The sequence below is a fragment of the Haemophilus sp. HMSC061E01 genome (genome assembly GCF_001810345.1).
Classification (GTDB): Bacteria; Pseudomonadota; Gammaproteobacteria; order Enterobacterales; family Pasteurellaceae; genus Haemophilus_D.
This window is the reverse complement of record NZ_KV801005.1, coordinates 420,739-437,313: the sequence shown is the minus strand read 5'-3', so window position 1 is coordinate 437,313 and position 16,575 is coordinate 420,739. Positions and strand designations below refer to the sequence as shown.

Genomic DNA, 16,575 nt, shown 5'->3' with positions numbered 1-16,575 from the left:
AGATTCCTTTTTATATCATTATTTTATTGAACGATCATTATACCAAGGCATCCCATATCTGCCAGCATTAAATTGGATGAGCCAAATAAGAAGGGATGAGTATTTGACGAAGGTTGTTCAAATTTTACTAAAATTTGTACTTTCTTTTTCACCCAAACTGTGTCTTTCCAAGCAAGTTCCGACGCATCGACCTTGACATCATCTTGGCTTTCAATCACAAATTTTGCGCCTTGAATGGTGAAACCCACTGGCAGTGAGCTGTTGATGATCCAACGTTCGACAGTACCTACTTTAACCGAAACATCAATACGGCGTGGGTCAAAGCGTTGTTTGTTGATTAGACCATTCGTGACATCCAGTTCAAAGGTGCGTTCTTGCGCGATTTTACTTTCGAGCATAGCCGTGGCATCAGTATTGAATGACTCATTCATTTTTTTGCTGAATGCAGAGATTTCACCTTGTGGGCGAAGTTCTAAAACGGTGTTATCTGCAAAATCATTACCTGAACTGAACACATTTTTGATTTTGTCGAAGAAACCACGTTTAGCCCCAGAGATGAGCGATACACCTTCTCCTTCGCTTAAATTGACTAACACTTCTGCACGTTCACCTGGTGCAAGAATAAGAGAATTAATCGCTTTACCTTGTGGTAAAAAACCTAAATCTCTCGCAACAAGCAACATGTCTTGTTCGTTATCTAAACGGAGATCATAGGCTCTTGCCAATGAGGCATTAAGTAAGCGTAAACGTACCCAACCGCGAGGGGCGTCAAGATAAGGCGCTTCTTGTCCATTCACAAGAAGACGATTACCGACAAAGTGCGGTTGATTTTGCTTAAATAATTGTAATCCGTCACCGTTAAATTCCATGTCTTGTAAGATTAATGGAATATCGTCCACGCCGTATTTATGAGGTAGCTGAGATTTTAAGCTTTGATCATCTTCAATTAACCACATCCCGACGATGCCGCGATAGGTTTGATAAGCCGAGTTAGCCAAGGTCGCTGAACGATACCAGCAAGTCGAGGCAGGTTGGTCTATTGGGATAATCGGTGCCCAAGATTCCCCTTTTTTTAGGACTTTTGCAGCACCACCAAATAATTCGCCACTGGCTTGCAGTCCTTGAATGGAGAGGGCAATGCTTTGTGGCAAATTGTTGTGATAATTGAGTTTTGCAAAGGAACCCGATTTGATACGAATAGTGGGGCCAAGATAATTGCCGTTAAAGCCCCAGACACTGACACTATGGGAGCCATCTAACTTATAGCCAGTTTCTTCCATATTAAGGATAATTGGGCGACCACGTTTTGCTTCCATCAATGGAGGAATGGTTAATTTTTCACGGGATGCCGCTAATACCGATTGAGGTGTGGCAGCAAGTGCGGTTGAAATTGCGGTAGTTTTTAATAATTGGCGACGAGAAAGACGCAACATATTATTTTCCTTGTGCAATTTCAGCATCGAGTTCAGCGATGCGTTTTTCCATCAAATCGTGACAGTAAGTAGCAAGTTCGCGAACATTGTCTTTTGTGTATGATGACACATCAATTGGATCCATCATTTCACAAATCACTTTACCGTTATCCCAACGATTCAAATCAATTTTGTTATGCGTCGTCGAGCACACAACGGGCACGATTGGTACGCCAGCCGCAATTGCAGCATGGAATGCACCTGTTTTGAATGGCAATAAACCACGACCACGGCTACGTGTGCCTTCAGGGAACATCCAAATTGACAGGTTGTCTTTATTGATACGGCGAGCAAGTTCTGTCATGGTGCTGTGTGCTTTAGAGCGATTTTCACGATCCAAGAAAATATTGCCGGTTACCCAATATAAAATGCCAAAGAAAGGGATCCAAATCAGGCTTTTTTTACCTACACTTACTGTGCGAGGGAGTACCATGTAAGAGATGGTCACCATATCGAAATTATTTTGGTGGTTACCGATGTAAATACAACGTGGCATATTCTCTTTATTTTGTGGAAAACGGTGTTCTACTTTTAAGCCAAATAAAGGGTATAAACGACCAAACCAGCGAGCCATAACGCCCACATTGCTTGGGTTTTTGAAACGAATAAAGGAATAGATCGTACCGAGCACACAAATTAAAATACAACAAAGTGCAACGATGAGAATTCTGGCGATTTTTAACATAGAAAATACCTAATTAAAATTTTTGGAAAGTATAGCAAATTACACAAAAATGTGTGCTAATCTAATGAAAAAAATGACGGAATAGTTATGAAACCCATTTATTTTATTGCAGATCTTCATTTAAGCGAAACGCATCCGGAATTAACCGCACTTTTTAGCGATTTTATGCAAAATCAAGCACAAGAATCGCAAGCGGTTTATATTTTGGGAGATCTTTTTGATTTTTGGATTGGTGACGATGAAACTTCACCTTTAATCTCACAAGTAAAACAGTTGATAAAAAAACTGACAGAAAAGGGTATAGCTTGCTATTTCATTCATGGTAATCGAGATTTCTTGGTAGGGAAAAAATTTGCACAAGATTGTGGTTTAACGTTATTGCCTGACTATCATTGTGTTGATCTTTATGGTGTGAAAACCTTAATTTGTCATGGTGATACCTTATGTATTGATGATGTGAAATATCAACAATTTCGCCGAAAGGTGCATCAAAAATGGCGACAAAGATTGTTTTTATGCTTGCCATTAAAAGTGCGGTTAAAAATTGCAGAGAAAATTCGCGCGAAGAGTAAACAAGATAAGCAATATAAGTCACTGGATATAATGGATGTGAATTTAGCGTTTACGGCACAAACTGTAAAAGAATTTGGCGTAAATCGATTAATTCACGGTCATACGCATCGAGAAGCCATCCATCAGGAAAAAGGGTACACGCGAATTGTGTTAGGCGATTGGCGAAAGGATTATGCCTCAATTCTGGAAGTAACAGAGAACGGTTATCGGTTTATTTAAACAAAAAGCACAGGATTAAACCTGTGCTTTTTTGCATTAAAACGTGCTGATTTCCAACCGCACTTTATTCTACGGTTACCGATTTCGCTAAGTTACGAGGTTGATCCACGTCGGTTCCTTTAATTAATGCCACATGGTATGACAATAATTGCATAGGAACGGTGTAGAAAATTGGCGCAATAATTTCATTCACTTTTGGCATAGTGATAATTTTCATACCTTCGCTTGGTGTGAAGCCTGCTTCTTTATCAGCGAACACATAAAGCTGACCACCACGCGCACGTACCTCTTCAATGTTTGATTTCACTTTTTCAAGTAATTCATTGTTTGGTGCGACCACGATAACCGGCATATCTGCATCGATTAAGGCTAATGGACCGTGTTTTAATTCACCTGCCGCATAAGCTTCAGCATGAATATAAGAAATTTCTTTTAATTTCAATGAAGCTTCCATTGCGATAGGGTAAAACTCACCACGACCTAAGAATAGTGCATGGTTTTTCTCTGCGAAGTCTTCTGCTAATGCTTCGATATCTTTATCAAATGCAAGGGCTTTTTCAACTTCAGCCGGAAGTGATTGTAACGCTTTTACAATTTCCACTTCTTGTTCGTTTGAGATATTGCCTTTTACTTTACCAATTGCAGTGACTAACATTAATAATGCGGCCAACTGAGTGGTAAACGCTTTAGTTGATGCCACACCGACTTCAACGCCTGCACGAGTCATGAAGGCAAGATCGGATTCACGCACTAAAGATGAACTTGATACGTTACAGATCGTTAAGGCTGCCATGTAACCTTTTTCTTTTGCAAGACGAAGTGCTGCAAGGGTATCCGCTGTTTCACCTGATTGAGAGATAGTCACTAACAAGCTATTTGGACGAGTGACAAATTTGCGATAGCGGAATTCAGATGCGATTTCGACATCACAGCTCACGCCAGCAAGTGCTTCAAACCAGTAACGAGCAGTCATCCCTGCATTATAAGAAGTACCACAAGCCACGATTTGAATGTGTTCAACTTTTTCTAAAATTTCAGCTGCGCCATTACCAATAGCATCCACAATCACGTTGTTGTGAAGGATACGTCCTTCCATTGTGTTGATTAATGCATTTGGTTGCTCATAGATTTCTTTTTGCATGAAATGGCGGAATTTGCCTTTTTCTGCAGCGTCATTTTCAAGGTTAGACTCGTGTACTTCACGTTCTACTTTTTGACCATTCGCATCGTAAATATCCACGGTACGACGTGTGATTTCTGCGATATCGCCTTCCTCTAAATAGATGAAACGACGAGTTACGCTTAATAGCGCAAGTTGGTCAGATGCCAGGAAGTTTTCACCAATTCCTAAACCAATTACTAATGGGCTACCTGAACGCGCTGCCACTAAATGTTCTGGATGCTCACGATCTAGTACAACCATACCGTATGCACCAGTAAGTTGTTTTACGGTTTTTTGGACAGCTTCAAGAAGATTTGAGGCTGTACGCATTTCCCAATTAACAAGGTGAGCAATTACTTCGGTATCAGTTTGAGAATTAAACACATAGCCACGTGATTTAAGTAATTCACGTAATTCTTCGTGATTTTCGATGATACCGTTATGGACGACAGCAAAGTTGCCCGAAGTATGCGGGTGAGCATTAGCTTCAGACGGTTCACCATGAGTTGCCCAACGGGTGTGAGCGATCCCTGTACCACCGATTAATGGTTTTACAGCAACAGCTTCATCAAGGGCTTTTACTTTACCCAAGCAGCGTACGCGGTGTAATTCATGGTTTGGATCCACAACGGCAACACCCGCTGAGTCGTAACCACGATACTCTAAGCGGTGTAAACCATTAATTAAAATTTCTGCTACATCACGTTGTGCTACCGCACCAACAATACCACACATAGTTTTTCCTTATTTAATAAAATTAAAAGTCTTGTTTTTCTGACCGCATTTTATGCCACATCCACACAAATTACTTTTACGCCTTGCGCCATTATGGCTTCTTTGTCAGCCTGAGATAATTTGTTATCGGTAATCAGCACATCAATTTGCTGCCAGGTTAATTCCACATTTGGCATTTTTCTGCCAATTTTTTGTGATTCCACCATTACAATCACTTCACGAGATACTTCAGCCATCACTTGGCTTAAGCGAACCAACTCATTAAATGTTGTTGTACCACGTTCTAAATCAATGCCATCGGCACCAATAAATAATTGGTCAAAGTCATAAGAACGTAGCACTTGTTCGGCAATATTGCCTTGGAAGGATTCAGAACGCGTGTCCCAAGTGCCTCCCGTCATTAAGAGTGTCGGTTCATTTTCGAGTGAACGTAATGCTGTGGCCACCGAAAGCGAATTCGTCATCACAACCAAGCCTTGCTTGCGATTAAGCTGTTTAATCAATGCGGCGGTTGTGCTGCCACTATCCACAATAATTCGATTGTGATCACGAATACGTTCTGCAGCTGCCTTTGCTAAGACTAACTTTCGTTGCGAAAGTTCATCATCTTGTTCTTCTTCGATGATTTCTTGTGGCATTAAAATGGCGCCACCATATTTTCGAAGAAGGAAACCATTACTTTCCAATGCAGTGAGATCTTTTCGAATCGTCACTTCAGAGGTGTCAAATAACTGTACGAGTTGTTCAACACTGACTTCACCTTGTTCTTGCAGAAGTTGCATGATGGCATGTCTGCGTTGTTGGGTATTTCGGTGTTGAATGTTTCGTTTCATTATTTATATCCCGTAATAAGTTTCGGTTCGGAATTATATCGGCAAAATGATGATTGTAAAGTTAAAATTTAGGCAACAAAAAACCCTGACAAAGCAGGGTTCAATTAAAATTCGTTTTAAGACTAATTATTTGATTGCGTCTTTTAATGCTTTACCAGATACGAATGCTGGAACTTTAGATGCTGCGATTTTGATTTCAGCACCAGTTTGTGGGTTACGGCCAGTACGTGCAGCACGTTTGTTTACTTTGAATGTACCGAAACCGATTAATTGAACAGGTTCACCTTTTTTAAGGCTACCAGTGATAGCTGCTAAAGTCGCTTCTAATGCAGCTTTAGCTTGTTTTTTGTTTAATTCAGCTGCACTTGCAATTGCATCGATTAAATCTGTTTTGTTCATAAATTTGTACCTTCTGTTAAATTAAAATTGACTCTATTCAAATAAGCGTAGCTTTTAACTGCTACGGCTTGGGCAAGTCTAATCGAACTTGGGGGGAAATAAAAGCCCGATTTGCAAAAATTGTGACAAATCTCACGTTATTGCTCAATTTTTATACCAATATTGGAGATTCCCTCCTGCTTTATCTCGTTTCGGAGGGATAAAATCAAGTCTACATCGCGTTTTTCACAGTCTTTAAGTAAGCGATAGATTTGCCATTGAAGGTCAAGTTCTTCTTCAATTTCTTCACGGCTTTTCAGTTCAGTTTCAGAAAGATCTCGATCTTCTTGTGTTTCTAACAAAGAACAAACCGTGCCTAATGAAATTTGGCTGATTTGAATTGCTTTTTCAAGTGTCTCGCCCGCGATAATCGCATGCAACAATTCACCTAGCGCTTCACAAGCATCGAGAGCAGGTACCACACCAAAGAAGTCATAATCATTCACATCAGGAATAATTTCTTCAAGTTTCTCTAATTGGTTCTCGAAATTAATCTTTGCCTCTTTAACCGTTAGAAATTCCCACACTAAGTTTAAAATGTTGTGATAGGTTTTGTCTGCAGGCTTTTGTTCCGTCATTTGGCAGAATAGGGCAAAGTTAGGTGCCATACGCTCGCATAAGCAAGCCATAAAGGTCAGATGTTGCCAGCTTTCGAGATTTTCGAGACGCTTGTGAATCGGATTTCGCATTTTTTTCTCGCTTATTTATGATAGGCTTTAGAGAACTCATGAATCGCATCCACGAAGATTTTTGGCGCACTTTCCGGCACATCTTGGTGAATACCATGACCTAAATTAAACACGTGTCCGCTACCTTGGCCAAAATCAGCTAAAATTGACCGCACTTCTTGCTCAATACGTTCTGCCGGGGCATATAACACGCTTGGATCCATATTGCCTTGTAGTGCCACTTTATGGCCTACTTGTGCTTTCGCATCAGCCAAATTAACGGTCCAGTCTAATCCGAGCGCATCACATCCTGTATTTGCCATGGCTTCTAACCATAACCCGCCGCCTTTAGTAAATAAAGTCACCGGTACTTTACGGCCATCGTGTTCACGAATTAAACCATCGACGATTTTGTGCATATATTGCAGAGAGAAGTCTAAATATTCACGATGACCTAACACACCGCCCCAAGTATCAAATACCATGACCGCTTGTGCACCTGCTTTGATTTGCGCGTTTAAGTATAAAATCACGGAATCCGCTACTTTATCTAATAAAAGATGCAAAGTTTGCGGTTCGGCATACATCATTTTTTTGATTTTATTGAAGGTCTTGCTGCTACCACCTTCAACCATATAAGTCGCCAGTGTCCACGGGCTACCAGAGAAACCAATCAGTGGCACTTCGCCTTTTAGTTCGCGACGAATTGTGCGAACAGCATTCATCACATATTGAAGTTCGCCTTCAGGGTCAGGAATCGGTAAATTTTCGACCGCACTTTTGTTTTCAATTGGATGAGCAAATTTCGGGCCTTCACCTGCACCAAAACTTAATCCTAAGCCCATCGCATCAGGAATAGTCAGAATATCTGAAAATAAAATAGCCGCATCTAAAGCATAGCGACGAAGTGGCTGTAAGGTGACTTCACAAGCTAAATCCGCATTGCGGCAAAGAGACATAAAATCGCCCGCTTCTGCGCGTGTTGCTTTATATTCAGGCAAATAGCGTCCCGCTTGGCGCATCATCCATACGGGTGTCATATCCACTGGTTCACGTAATAAGGCTTTTAAATAACGATCATTTTTTAATTCAGACATGGGCTTTCCTTTATTTATTTTGTTCCGCTTTGCAAAGCTCAAGCGTAGCATTAATTAATTTGAGTGCGATAGTACCTGTTGGCGGTAATTCTGGCAAGGGGGCAGCGCTAGAAAACCATTGTGCATCATGCAGTTCTGTTTCTTGCAGTTGAATTTCTCCACTGTCGTAATCGGCTAAAAAGCCCACCATTTGTGAATTCGGGAATGCCCAAGGTTGACTACCGAAATAGCGAATATTTTTAATGCGAATGCCAGTTTCTTCAAAGACTTCGCGACGAACGGCATCTTCAAAGGTTTCACCCACTTCCACAAAACCGGCTAGCGTGGTGTAAATACCTGCTTTGCCAGGCGTGTAATGGCGTTTATGGTTGGCTAATAAAATCTCTGTACCACGACGAACAGCGACAATAATCGAAGGGCAAATAACTGGGTAAGTACGATAGCCACAACTTGTGCATTGAACCGCAAGCTCATCGTGAGTTTGTTCCGCTTTTTGACCGCACTTTCCGCAGAATTGGTGGGTTTTCAAAAAATGATTGATTTCCACGCCTCGGCTTAATAAATGAAAATCTTCAGTCGGTAATGACAACAAACTCCGTAGGGAAAGGTATTCTCGTTCATCTTGATCATTTTCTGCCACAAGCCATAAAGGTTGTGATTTCCATTTCCCGAGCAACATTGCTTTTTGTGTTGTGAGGCCGAGTTCCTTTGCTGTTCCGAAAGGCAGATCATTTTCCTGCCAATAAAGTGTCGATCCTTTGGTGAACAGCCAATATCCCTGATCTTCGGGCTGAATTGCTTTCATATTTTTCTCTTTTTGTTTCAAAAGTGCGGTCATTATAAAAGGGATTTTTCGGAAAAACGAATTTAATTTCTGTGATAAAAATAGCTAGTCAGTTTTCGTTGTGCTACACTAGCAACCTGTTTTTCTCTTTAAAATTAGGAATGACAAATGTCTTTTTTCTCTTTTGCTTTTTTAGAAAATGCGATGTCTTTTCAAGGTTATTTTAAATATATCGCCATTTTTGTCTCGTTAGGTGCATTGCTTGTGGTGACAAGCTTATATTTGCGTCATCGGTTACAAACCAAATATCGTGATCTCAGTATTATTTTCCTTTTATTAATCATTTTCTTGCTCGGTGTGCAATATAACCAATATGAGCGAAGTGAAGTCTATACAGCTGATACCTCTCGCGTGGTGACATTTTTAAATTCGGTGAAAGACAGTCAAAATTTGCAGAAAGAAGATATTCGTACCAATAGCCGTACATTAACGAACGGCATGATTTTAAATATTCGGGATCAGTATTTCGAAGTCCATTTTAATAATGATTTTTCAGCGTATACCTTATCCCCAATTAACTTAGTAAACCCGAATGTTACTGTGATTGATAAGGAGGATAAATAATGGATGGCTACACATTATTAGGCTTGAAATTGGCCATGGGTATTATTGGACTGGTACTCCAAATTAACTTAATGGGAAAAGGTAACCTTGCACCGACCTCCGCGATGGATCAGGTACAAAACTATGTGCTAGGTGGCATTATTGGTGGTGTGATTTATAGCGATAGTATTGGGGTATTCCAGTTCTCTCTCGTGCTCGTGCTTTGGACATTATTGGTTTTTACCCTCCGTTTTATCAAAAATCATAACAAATTAGTTAAATCTTTGATTGATGGTAAACCTGTTTGGGTGATTTCAAACGGTAAGGTCAAAACCGCTGAATGTATGAAAAACGGTATTGCTGCCCATGACCTCATGTTTAAGTTACGTGCAGCCGGTATCTATGAAATCAAAACGGTTAAACGTGCGGTATTCGAACAAAATGGGCAACTCTCGATTATTCAATACGGCGATGATAACTTACGTTATCCATTAATTGTTGATGGACAATTAGATGATGATATTTTAGACATTATTGATCGTGATGAAGAATGGGTTAAAGCCGAGTTAGAAAAACAGAACCTAACAGTTGAGCAAGTGTATATTGGCGAATATTTGAATGGTCAGTTAGTGACACATTTATATGAAAACAAATAAAAAAAGACCGCACCTTAAAAGTGCGGTCTTTTTTGTTTCATTTTAACCCACGACGAAAGGTAAGTAACCAGCTCTAATCGCAAAAGGAATTGAAGTAATAATCACTCCAAGGACTAAGACGAGTACTAACAATGCTTTACCGCCCCACACTCTGTATGGCAAGTTAGGATGAATCGCACGTGCTTTCCAAACTAATGCTACCGGTAAAACCACTGCGTAGAACGCGAACATTTGACCAGCATAACCCAGAGCGAGAATAAAACCTTCCGGATAGAAAAGGGAGAAAAGCACTGGGGGAATAAAGGTCATTAAACCTAATGAAATACGCCCTGCATGAATATTAAAAGATTGCTTGAGCAAGTCTTCAATACATTCTAATAAGCCTAATGCCACCCCTAAGAATGAGGTGACCAACGCCAAAGTGGAGAAGATTTTTACCGCATTCGCAATAATTGGGCTTTGGGTGATTTCTAAGGTTGCTTTCACTAAGCCATTTAATGTGGCGTCTTCACGTAAAATTTGTAAGAACTCATTTTGGCTGAGTAAGCCGTGCGTCGAAAGTTGCCACAAAAAGTAAGCAAATAATGTGATGCCAGAACCCACTAAAATTGCAATGCGTAAGGATTTCACATTACCGTCTAAGTATTTATTTAAGCTAGGAATCGAGCCGTGGAAGCCAAATGCCGTGAAAAATACAGGGCTTGCAGAAATAATTAAGGCATTATCAATCGGCATCGCCATTAAGTTATCAAATTTAATGTTTGGTAACATTAATGCGAGCACTAAGATAAAAGTGGCAATCATCACAAAGAATAGGACACGGTTAATTTTATCCACACTGTGTGTACCGATGACAATAAAACTACCGAAGAAAATGGTGAATACAAGCACCGCGATTTTGTTCATGGTGTCTTTATCGCCCATGGCTGGGAGTAAATCCATTAATAAGGAACCACCACCACTTACATAAGCAGCAATTAAGGCATATAAAAAGACAATTAAAACAGCGGTGGAAATAATTCGCCCCGCTTTACCAAAATATTGTGCAGCAAGTGTGCCGATCCCCGCATCGCTGTCAGCAGTTTGATACAGTTCCACGAATAACAATGCGGTGAATGTGAGTACCGCCCACAAGCCAATTAATAAGAAAACCGTCGCCGTTAAGCCAATCCCTGCTGAGGTGAGCGGCATTGCCAACATCCCCGCACCAATCATGGTTCCTGCCACAAGCAAGGTACTTCCCACAGTCTTGTTCATTTTACTTTCCTTTGATTGTAATAATTAATTTACGATGATTGTATTTTAATCTTTACAGTGTGTAAAGTGGAGAAAACAAATTTCTTCTACAAAATGTACGGTAGAAATGACCGCACTTTCCCGATAAAATAACCGGCAAATCAATTAAGACGAGAGACAATAGTAGGAGAGCGCTTATGATTTATAGTATGACAGCCTTTGCACGCCTTGAAATCAAGAAAGATTGGGGCGATGCAGTTTGGGAAATTCGTTCGGTTAACCAACGTTATTTGGAAAACTTTTTCCGCTTGCCAGAGCAATTCCGAGGTTTAGAAAATGCTTTGCGTGAGAAACTTCGTCAAAATCTCACTCGTGGTAAAATTGAATGTTCATTGCGTATTGATAGCAAAAAACAAACAGTGGCTGAACTCAATTTAAATAAAGAGTTGGCGAATCAAGTAATCCAATCTTTACAATGGATTAAAGCGCAAGCAGGTGAGGGCGAAATCAATTTGGCAGATGTATTGCGTTATCCTGGCGTGGTAGAAGCGGCTGAACAAGATTTAGATGCAATCAGTCAAGATTTGTTGACAGCTTTTGATGAGTTGTTGGTGGAATTTATTGCAATGCGTGGACGTGAAGGCGAAAAATTGCAAGCCATTATTCAACAGCGTCTTGATGGTATTACGGTAGAAGCTGAAAAAGTGCGGTCACAAATGCCGGCGGTTTTACAATGGCAGCGTGAGCGTTTATTGCAACGTTTTGAAGAAGCGAAAATTCAACTTGATCCACAACGTGTCGAACAAGAAATGATTTTATTGGCGCAACGTGTGGATGTGGCGGAAGAATTAGATCGTCTGCAAATGCATGTGAAAGAAACCAACAATATCTTGAAAAAAGGTGGGGCAGTGGGTCGTAAACTAGATTTTATGATGCAAGAGCTCAATCGTGAATCTAACACGTTGGCATCAAAATCCATTAATGCTGATATCACCGCTTCTGCTGTGGAATTAAAAGTATTAATCGAACAAATGCGTGAGCAAATTCAAAACCTTGAATAGGGAAAATCATGTCAACATTTATTTCATTAAACCACTATGATTTGGTGGAAGTAGCTGGCGTGGATGCGGAGAAATATCTGCAAGGCCAATTAACTTGTGATGTAGTGCATTTAGCAGCTGGTGCTTCAACGCTTACAGCCCATTGCGATCCTAAAGGCAAAATGAATTCGTTATTCCGCTTAATTAAGCTTTCAGCAGAGCAGTTTTTGATTTTAATGCCGAAAGCTTTATTGGCTCCACTCGATCATTTGAAAAAATATGCGGTGTTTTCAAAAGTGACTTTTCAAGTACTGGATTGGCAAATTGTCGGCTTAATTGGTGAAAAGTGCGGTCGAATTCAAGCGCAAATTACCTTGGATATTGATGAAAATCGCACAATTTTGCTCAATCCTACACCGTTAGATGTCACCTTTAATGGCGATGAAAAACAATGGCTTTGTGCGGATATTCAAGCGGGCTTACCAAGCTTGAGTGCGGAAACACAAAATGAATTTATCCCACAGGCATTGAATCTACAAGCTATCGAACAAGCGATTTCTTTTACTAAAGGCTGTTATATCGGGCAGGAAACTGTCGCGCGAGCCAAATATCGTGGTGCCAATAAACGTGCGATGTATGTGTTTTCGGGGGAAACCACGGTTACACCGAAAATCGGCAGCGAAATAGAAATGCAGTTAGAAACAGCTTGGCGTAAAACAGGGACAATCGTCAGTGCGGTCAATTTTGACGGCGTGTTATGGTTGCAAGTGGTGATGAATAATGATTTAGAAGAAGGGACGCATTTCCGTTTACCTGAAGATGGATCCGTTCTGAAAATTGAACCGTTACCTTATTCCATCAATAGCTAAAAATCTAGTATAAGTATCATCTATGATGAAAAGAGAGAACCTCAATGTTCTCTCTTTTTTTATTTTTTTAAAATCCGCTATAATTCTGAAAAACTCACGAATTAAATACTATGACTTATTATCTTGGCATTATGTCTGGCACCAGCCTTGATGGGGTGGACATTGCCCTTACTGACATCCAATCTAATCAAACCAAATTAATTGCGGCAGATTTCACGCCGATGCCGGCAAATTTACGCGAAAAAGTAACCGCACTTATTCAATCTGGCGAAACTACGCTACAAGCATTGGGTGAACTTGATCACCAATTTGGTTTGCTCTATGCAGATTGTGTAAATGCCTTTTTACATAAATACCAGTTAAAACCAGAGCAGATCGAAGCCATTGGTTGCCATGGTCAAACAGTGTGGCATTCCCCAAAAGGTCAATTTCCGTTTACCATGCAAATCGGTGATATGAATTTATTAGCCGCTAAAACAGGCATTACGGTTGTTGGTGATTTGCGCCGTAAAGATATGGCGTTTGGTGGACAAGGGGCGCCTTTAGTACCCGCTTTTCATCAAGCGGTCTTTTTTGATCCTCATTGGGCTACAGTTGTGCTTAATATTGGCGGTATTAGTAATGTATCCTTATTGATACCCGAACAGCCAGTCATTGGCTTTGATACGGGAACCGGCAATACCTTGCTCGACCAATGGATCGAAAAACATCAAGGTAAAGCTTACGACAAAAATGGTGAATGGGCGGTTTCAGGTCAAGTGAATCCAGATTTGTTAGCGGCATTATTAGATGAAGATTTCTTTCAACTGCCACCACCGAAAAGTACCGGACGTGAATTATTTAATTTGGTTTGGTTAGAGAATAAAATTCAAAAAATAGCAGAAAAAACGACCGCACTTTTACCACAAGATGTGCAAGCCACCTTGGCTGAATTTACCGTGCAAAGCATTGTTTTATCAATTAATAATATTCAGACGACATTGCCATGCAGATTACTTGTTTGTGGTGGTGGCGCTAAAAATCAGGCGATCATGAATGGTTTAAAACAGGCATTACCAAATTGGCGTATTCAATTGACGACAGAATTAAATCTTGATATCGATTATGTGGAAGCAGCAGCTTTTGCTTGGTTGGCTTATCGTCGTATGCATAATTTACCCGCTAATTTGCCGAGTGTGACGGGTGCCACAAGTGCGGTCAGTTTAGGGGCGATTTTTCCAAAGGAATAAACCATGGCAGAGAATTTATTACAAACCCTTTCAACTTTAATTACTGAACAACGGAATCCCAATTCTATGCATGTAGATAGCTTGTCTGCATTGGAAATTGTGCAGTTAATGAATCAGGAAGATAAACAAGTGCCTTTGGCAATTGAAAAATGTTTACCTCAAATTGCCCAAGCGGTCGAATGTATTGTTGCTGCATTTCAACAAGGTGGTCGATTAGTCTATATTGGCGCCGGAACTAGCGGTCGATTGGGGGTATTAGATGCCTCTGAATGCCCGCCAACTTTTGGTGTATCACCTGAAATGGTGAAAGGTATTATTGCCGGCGGCGAGCGCGCATTACGTCATCCAATTGAAGGGGCGGAAGACAGTAAAGAACAAGCCGTGATTGACTTACAAACCATTCAATTTTCCTCAAAAGATGTGTTGGTGGGTATTGCTGCAAGTGGACGAACACCTTATGTGATTGGTGCATTGGAATATGCGAAAAGTTTAGGTTCAGCGACGGTTTCGATTGCGAGTAACCCGAATTCAGCGATGGCAAATATTGTGGATATTGCCATTGATACGGTAGTAGGACCTGAAGTGCTGACGGGTTCGAGCCGTTTAAAATCAGGCACAGCACAAAAATTAGTACTGAATATGCTGACTACGGCTTCTATGATCTTAATGGGTAAATGCTATCAAAACTTAATGGTGGATGTTCAGGCAAGTAATGAAAAGCTGAAAGCTCGTGCCATTCGTATCGTCATGCAAGCCACGGATTGTGATAAAGCACTCGCAGAAGAGACATTAAAGCTTGCCGATCAAAATGCGAAATTAGCGATTATGATGATTCTGAGTGGATTAGATCGTGCGCAAGCAGAGGCTTTATTAGAAAAACATCAGGGCAAGTTACAACTTGCATTGGAATAAGCAAAAATAAAACGCTAGGCATCAAACCTAGCGTTTTTTATTATTTAATAGTTTGCTCAATTAGCAATCTTGTTTGCCGTAAGCATCTTGACGCAGAATTTGGCGAACGCCTTCATCAAATTGAGCTAAAACGTGATCCGCGTCTTTTGGATCTTTACCGCGAGCATCAAGATAGAACTTGATTTTCGGCTCAGTACCAGATGGGCGAACGATTAAGCGGCTACCGTTTTCTAATACGAATACAAGGATGTCGCTTTGGCGATCAGTTTTAGTGTGGTCGATGAATTGTGCCACTTTAACACCACCTACTTCAGCTGGCGGCGTATTACGAAGTGCGGCCATTAATTTACCAATTTCAGATAAATCGCTTACACGGATAGAAATTTGACCACTTACATAAGCACCGAATTCTTGTGTGAAGTCATTGGCGTAATCCGCTAAGGTTTTACCTTGTGCTTTTAAGTGACGCACTAAATCTAAGAATACGATCGCTGCTGAAATACCGTCTTTATCGCGTACTTTATCTGGGTCAACTAGGTAACCAAGCGCTTCTTCGAAACCGAATAATAAACCTTGAACTTTACCGATGTATTTGAAACCGGTTAAGGTTTCTTCTGATTGGAAGCCGTATTTTTTCGCAATTTCAGCAAGCGCTGGAGAAGATACTAAAGAGCACGCTAATACGCCTTTCTCACCTTTTGCATGATATTGTTTTGCTAAATACCAACCTAAGAAACAACCTACTACGTTACCGTGTAAAGGTTTCCAGTTACCTTGTGCATCTGGAACCGCCACCGCTAAACGGTCTGCATCAGGGTCATTAGCAATAATGAATTCCGCATTGTGTTCTTTTGCTACTTTAATCGCTAAATCTAAGGCACCTTTTTCTTCTGGGTTAGGGAAGTTTACTGTTGGGAATGTGCCATCTGGCCATACTTGTTCCGCCACAATATGAGGTTGTGGAAGACCGGCTTTGGTTAAGGTTTTACTTAAAACTTCATAGCCTACACCGTGCATTGCGGTATAAACGTAGTTAATGTCTGCTTCTGGTTCTTTCGCAAGAGAAGCGGTTTTTTCGATATAAGCGTTAACCACTTCATCATCTAATACGACATAATCTTGGCTACGAGGTAAATCTTTTACATTACCTGCTGCCACTTTGTCGATTAATGCGGCGATATCTTTATCTGCAGGAGAAACGATTTGGCCACCGCCGTTCGCTTTACCTAAATACACTTTATAACCGTTATCTTCTGGTGGGTTGTGACTTGCTGTCACCATCACACCTGCTGTGGTATCAAAATATTGAATTGCGTAAGCTAATACTGGCGTTGGTAATTTACGTGGAAGCAAATAAGCTTTCA

17 protein-coding genes are annotated in these 16,575 nt (G+C 40.6%); 7 read left to right on the top strand and 10 right to left on the bottom strand.

Annotated features, from left to right (window positions below; translation table 11 throughout):
• Positions 1 to 23 precede the first annotated feature (23 nt).
• Positions 24 to 1,433, bottom strand: a complete 1,410-nt coding sequence (locus HMPREF2732_RS05635) for a multicopper oxidase domain-containing protein (RefSeq protein ID WP_049373533.1) — start codon at positions 1,431 to 1,433, stop codon at positions 24 to 26.
• A 1-nt stretch (position 1,434) separates the two neighbouring features.
• On the bottom strand, positions 1,435 to 2,157 hold the full coding sequence (locus tag HMPREF2732_RS05630; RefSeq protein WP_049373535.1) for a 1-acylglycerol-3-phosphate O-acyltransferase: 723 nt from the start codon (positions 2,155 to 2,157) through the stop codon (positions 1,435 to 1,437).
• Positions 2,158 to 2,244: 87 nt separating this feature from the next.
• Between HMPREF2732_RS05630 and lpxH the strand changes: the two genes are divergently transcribed.
• Positions 2,245 to 2,949: a UDP-2,3-diacylglucosamine diphosphatase gene (lpxH, locus tag HMPREF2732_RS05625; RefSeq protein ID WP_049373537.1), complete on the top strand. Its 705-nt coding sequence runs from the start codon at positions 2,245 to 2,247 to the stop codon at positions 2,947 to 2,949.
• Positions 2,950 to 3,013: 64 nt separating this feature from the next.
• Here lpxH and glmS read toward each other — a convergent pair whose 3' ends face one another.
• The 6 genes from glmS to nudC all read right to left on the bottom strand — a co-directional run bounded on the left by glmS (position 3,014) and on the right by nudC (position 8,687).
• The gene (gene glmS, locus HMPREF2732_RS05620) at positions 3,014 to 4,846 is read right to left on the bottom strand and encodes a glutamine--fructose-6-phosphate transaminase (isomerizing) (RefSeq protein ID WP_014064713.1); all 1,833 of its coding nucleotides are present in this window, start codon (positions 4,844 to 4,846) and stop codon (positions 3,014 to 3,016) included.
• Positions 4,847 to 4,896: 50 nt separating this feature from the next.
• On the bottom strand, positions 4,897 to 5,679 hold the full coding sequence (locus HMPREF2732_RS05615; protein WP_070591896.1) for a DeoR/GlpR family DNA-binding transcription regulator: 783 nt from the start codon (positions 5,677 to 5,679) through the stop codon (positions 4,897 to 4,899).
• A gap of 126 nt (positions 5,680 to 5,805) precedes the next feature.
• Positions 5,806 to 6,078, bottom strand: a complete 273-nt coding sequence (locus HMPREF2732_RS05610; RefSeq protein WP_005696943.1) for an HU family DNA-binding protein — start codon at positions 6,076 to 6,078, stop codon at positions 5,806 to 5,808.
• 137 nt (positions 6,079 to 6,215) lie between these two features.
• A complete protein-coding gene (locus HMPREF2732_RS05605; protein ID WP_005696942.1) occupies positions 6,216 to 6,806 on the bottom strand; it encodes a YjaG family protein in 591 nt (196 codons plus the stop codon).
• An 11-nt stretch (positions 6,807 to 6,817) separates the two neighbouring features.
• Positions 6,818 to 7,882 (bottom strand): uroporphyrinogen decarboxylase, encoded by a 1,065-nt coding sequence (hemE, locus tag HMPREF2732_RS05600; protein WP_049373543.1) that lies wholly within the window; start codon positions 7,880 to 7,882, stop codon positions 6,818 to 6,820.
• Between the two features lie 10 nt (positions 7,883 to 7,892).
• Positions 7,893 to 8,687 (bottom strand): NAD(+) diphosphatase, encoded by a 795-nt coding sequence (gene nudC, locus HMPREF2732_RS05595; RefSeq protein WP_070591893.1) that lies wholly within the window; start codon positions 8,685 to 8,687, stop codon positions 7,893 to 7,895.
• Positions 8,688 to 8,834: 147 nt separating this feature from the next.
• Between nudC and HMPREF2732_RS05590 the strand changes: the two genes are divergently transcribed.
• Both HMPREF2732_RS05590 and HMPREF2732_RS05585 read left to right on the top strand, forming a co-directional pair.
• Entirely contained in the window at positions 8,835 to 9,290 is a 456-nt protein-coding gene (locus HMPREF2732_RS05590; protein ID WP_070591889.1) for a DUF3290 family protein, read from the top strand.
• Positions 9,290 to 9,925 carry a DUF421 domain-containing protein gene (locus tag HMPREF2732_RS05585; protein ID WP_070591886.1) on the top strand — a complete coding sequence of 212 codons (636 nt, stop codon included), beginning with the start codon at positions 9,290 to 9,292 and terminating at the stop codon, positions 9,923 to 9,925. Before HMPREF2732_RS05590 ends, HMPREF2732_RS05585 begins: the two co-directional genes overlap by 1 nt.
• Positions 9,926 to 9,967: 42 nt before the next feature.
• Here the strand turns inward: HMPREF2732_RS05585 and HMPREF2732_RS05580 are convergent, their stop codons facing one another.
• On the bottom strand, positions 9,968 to 11,182 hold the full coding sequence (locus HMPREF2732_RS05580) for an aromatic amino acid transporter (RefSeq protein ID WP_070591883.1): 1,215 nt from the start codon (positions 11,180 to 11,182) through the stop codon (positions 9,968 to 9,970).
• A gap of 176 nt (positions 11,183 to 11,358) precedes the next feature.
• Here HMPREF2732_RS05580 and HMPREF2732_RS05575 point away from each other — a divergent pair, with 176 nt between their 5' ends.
• The 4 genes from HMPREF2732_RS05575 to murQ all read left to right on the top strand — a co-directional run bounded on the left by HMPREF2732_RS05575 (position 11,359) and on the right by murQ (position 15,211).
• Complete coding sequence (locus HMPREF2732_RS05575) at positions 11,359 to 12,222, top strand: YicC/YloC family endoribonuclease (RefSeq protein ID WP_070591880.1); 864 nt, start codon at positions 11,359 to 11,361, stop codon at positions 12,220 to 12,222.
• An 8-nt stretch (positions 12,223 to 12,230) separates the two neighbouring features.
• Positions 12,231 to 13,070 (top strand): CAF17-like 4Fe-4S cluster assembly/insertion protein YgfZ, encoded by an 840-nt coding sequence (locus HMPREF2732_RS05570; protein WP_070591878.1) that lies wholly within the window; start codon positions 12,231 to 12,233, stop codon positions 13,068 to 13,070.
• A 110-nt stretch (positions 13,071 to 13,180) separates the two neighbouring features.
• Entirely contained in the window at positions 13,181 to 14,299 is a 1,119-nt protein-coding gene (locus HMPREF2732_RS05565) for an anhydro-N-acetylmuramic acid kinase (RefSeq protein ID WP_070591875.1), read from the top strand.
• Between the two features lie 3 nt (positions 14,300 to 14,302).
• Positions 14,303 to 15,211 carry an N-acetylmuramic acid 6-phosphate etherase gene (gene murQ, locus HMPREF2732_RS05560; RefSeq protein WP_070591870.1) on the top strand — a complete coding sequence of 303 codons (909 nt, stop codon included), beginning with the start codon at positions 14,303 to 14,305 and terminating at the stop codon, positions 15,209 to 15,211.
• A 60-nt stretch (positions 15,212 to 15,271) separates the two neighbouring features.
• Here the strand turns inward: murQ and HMPREF2732_RS05555 are convergent.
• Positions 15,272 to 16,575, bottom strand: a 1,304-nt coding sequence (locus HMPREF2732_RS05555; protein WP_070591866.1) for a phospho-sugar mutase, incomplete at its 5' end; no start/stop codon positions are given.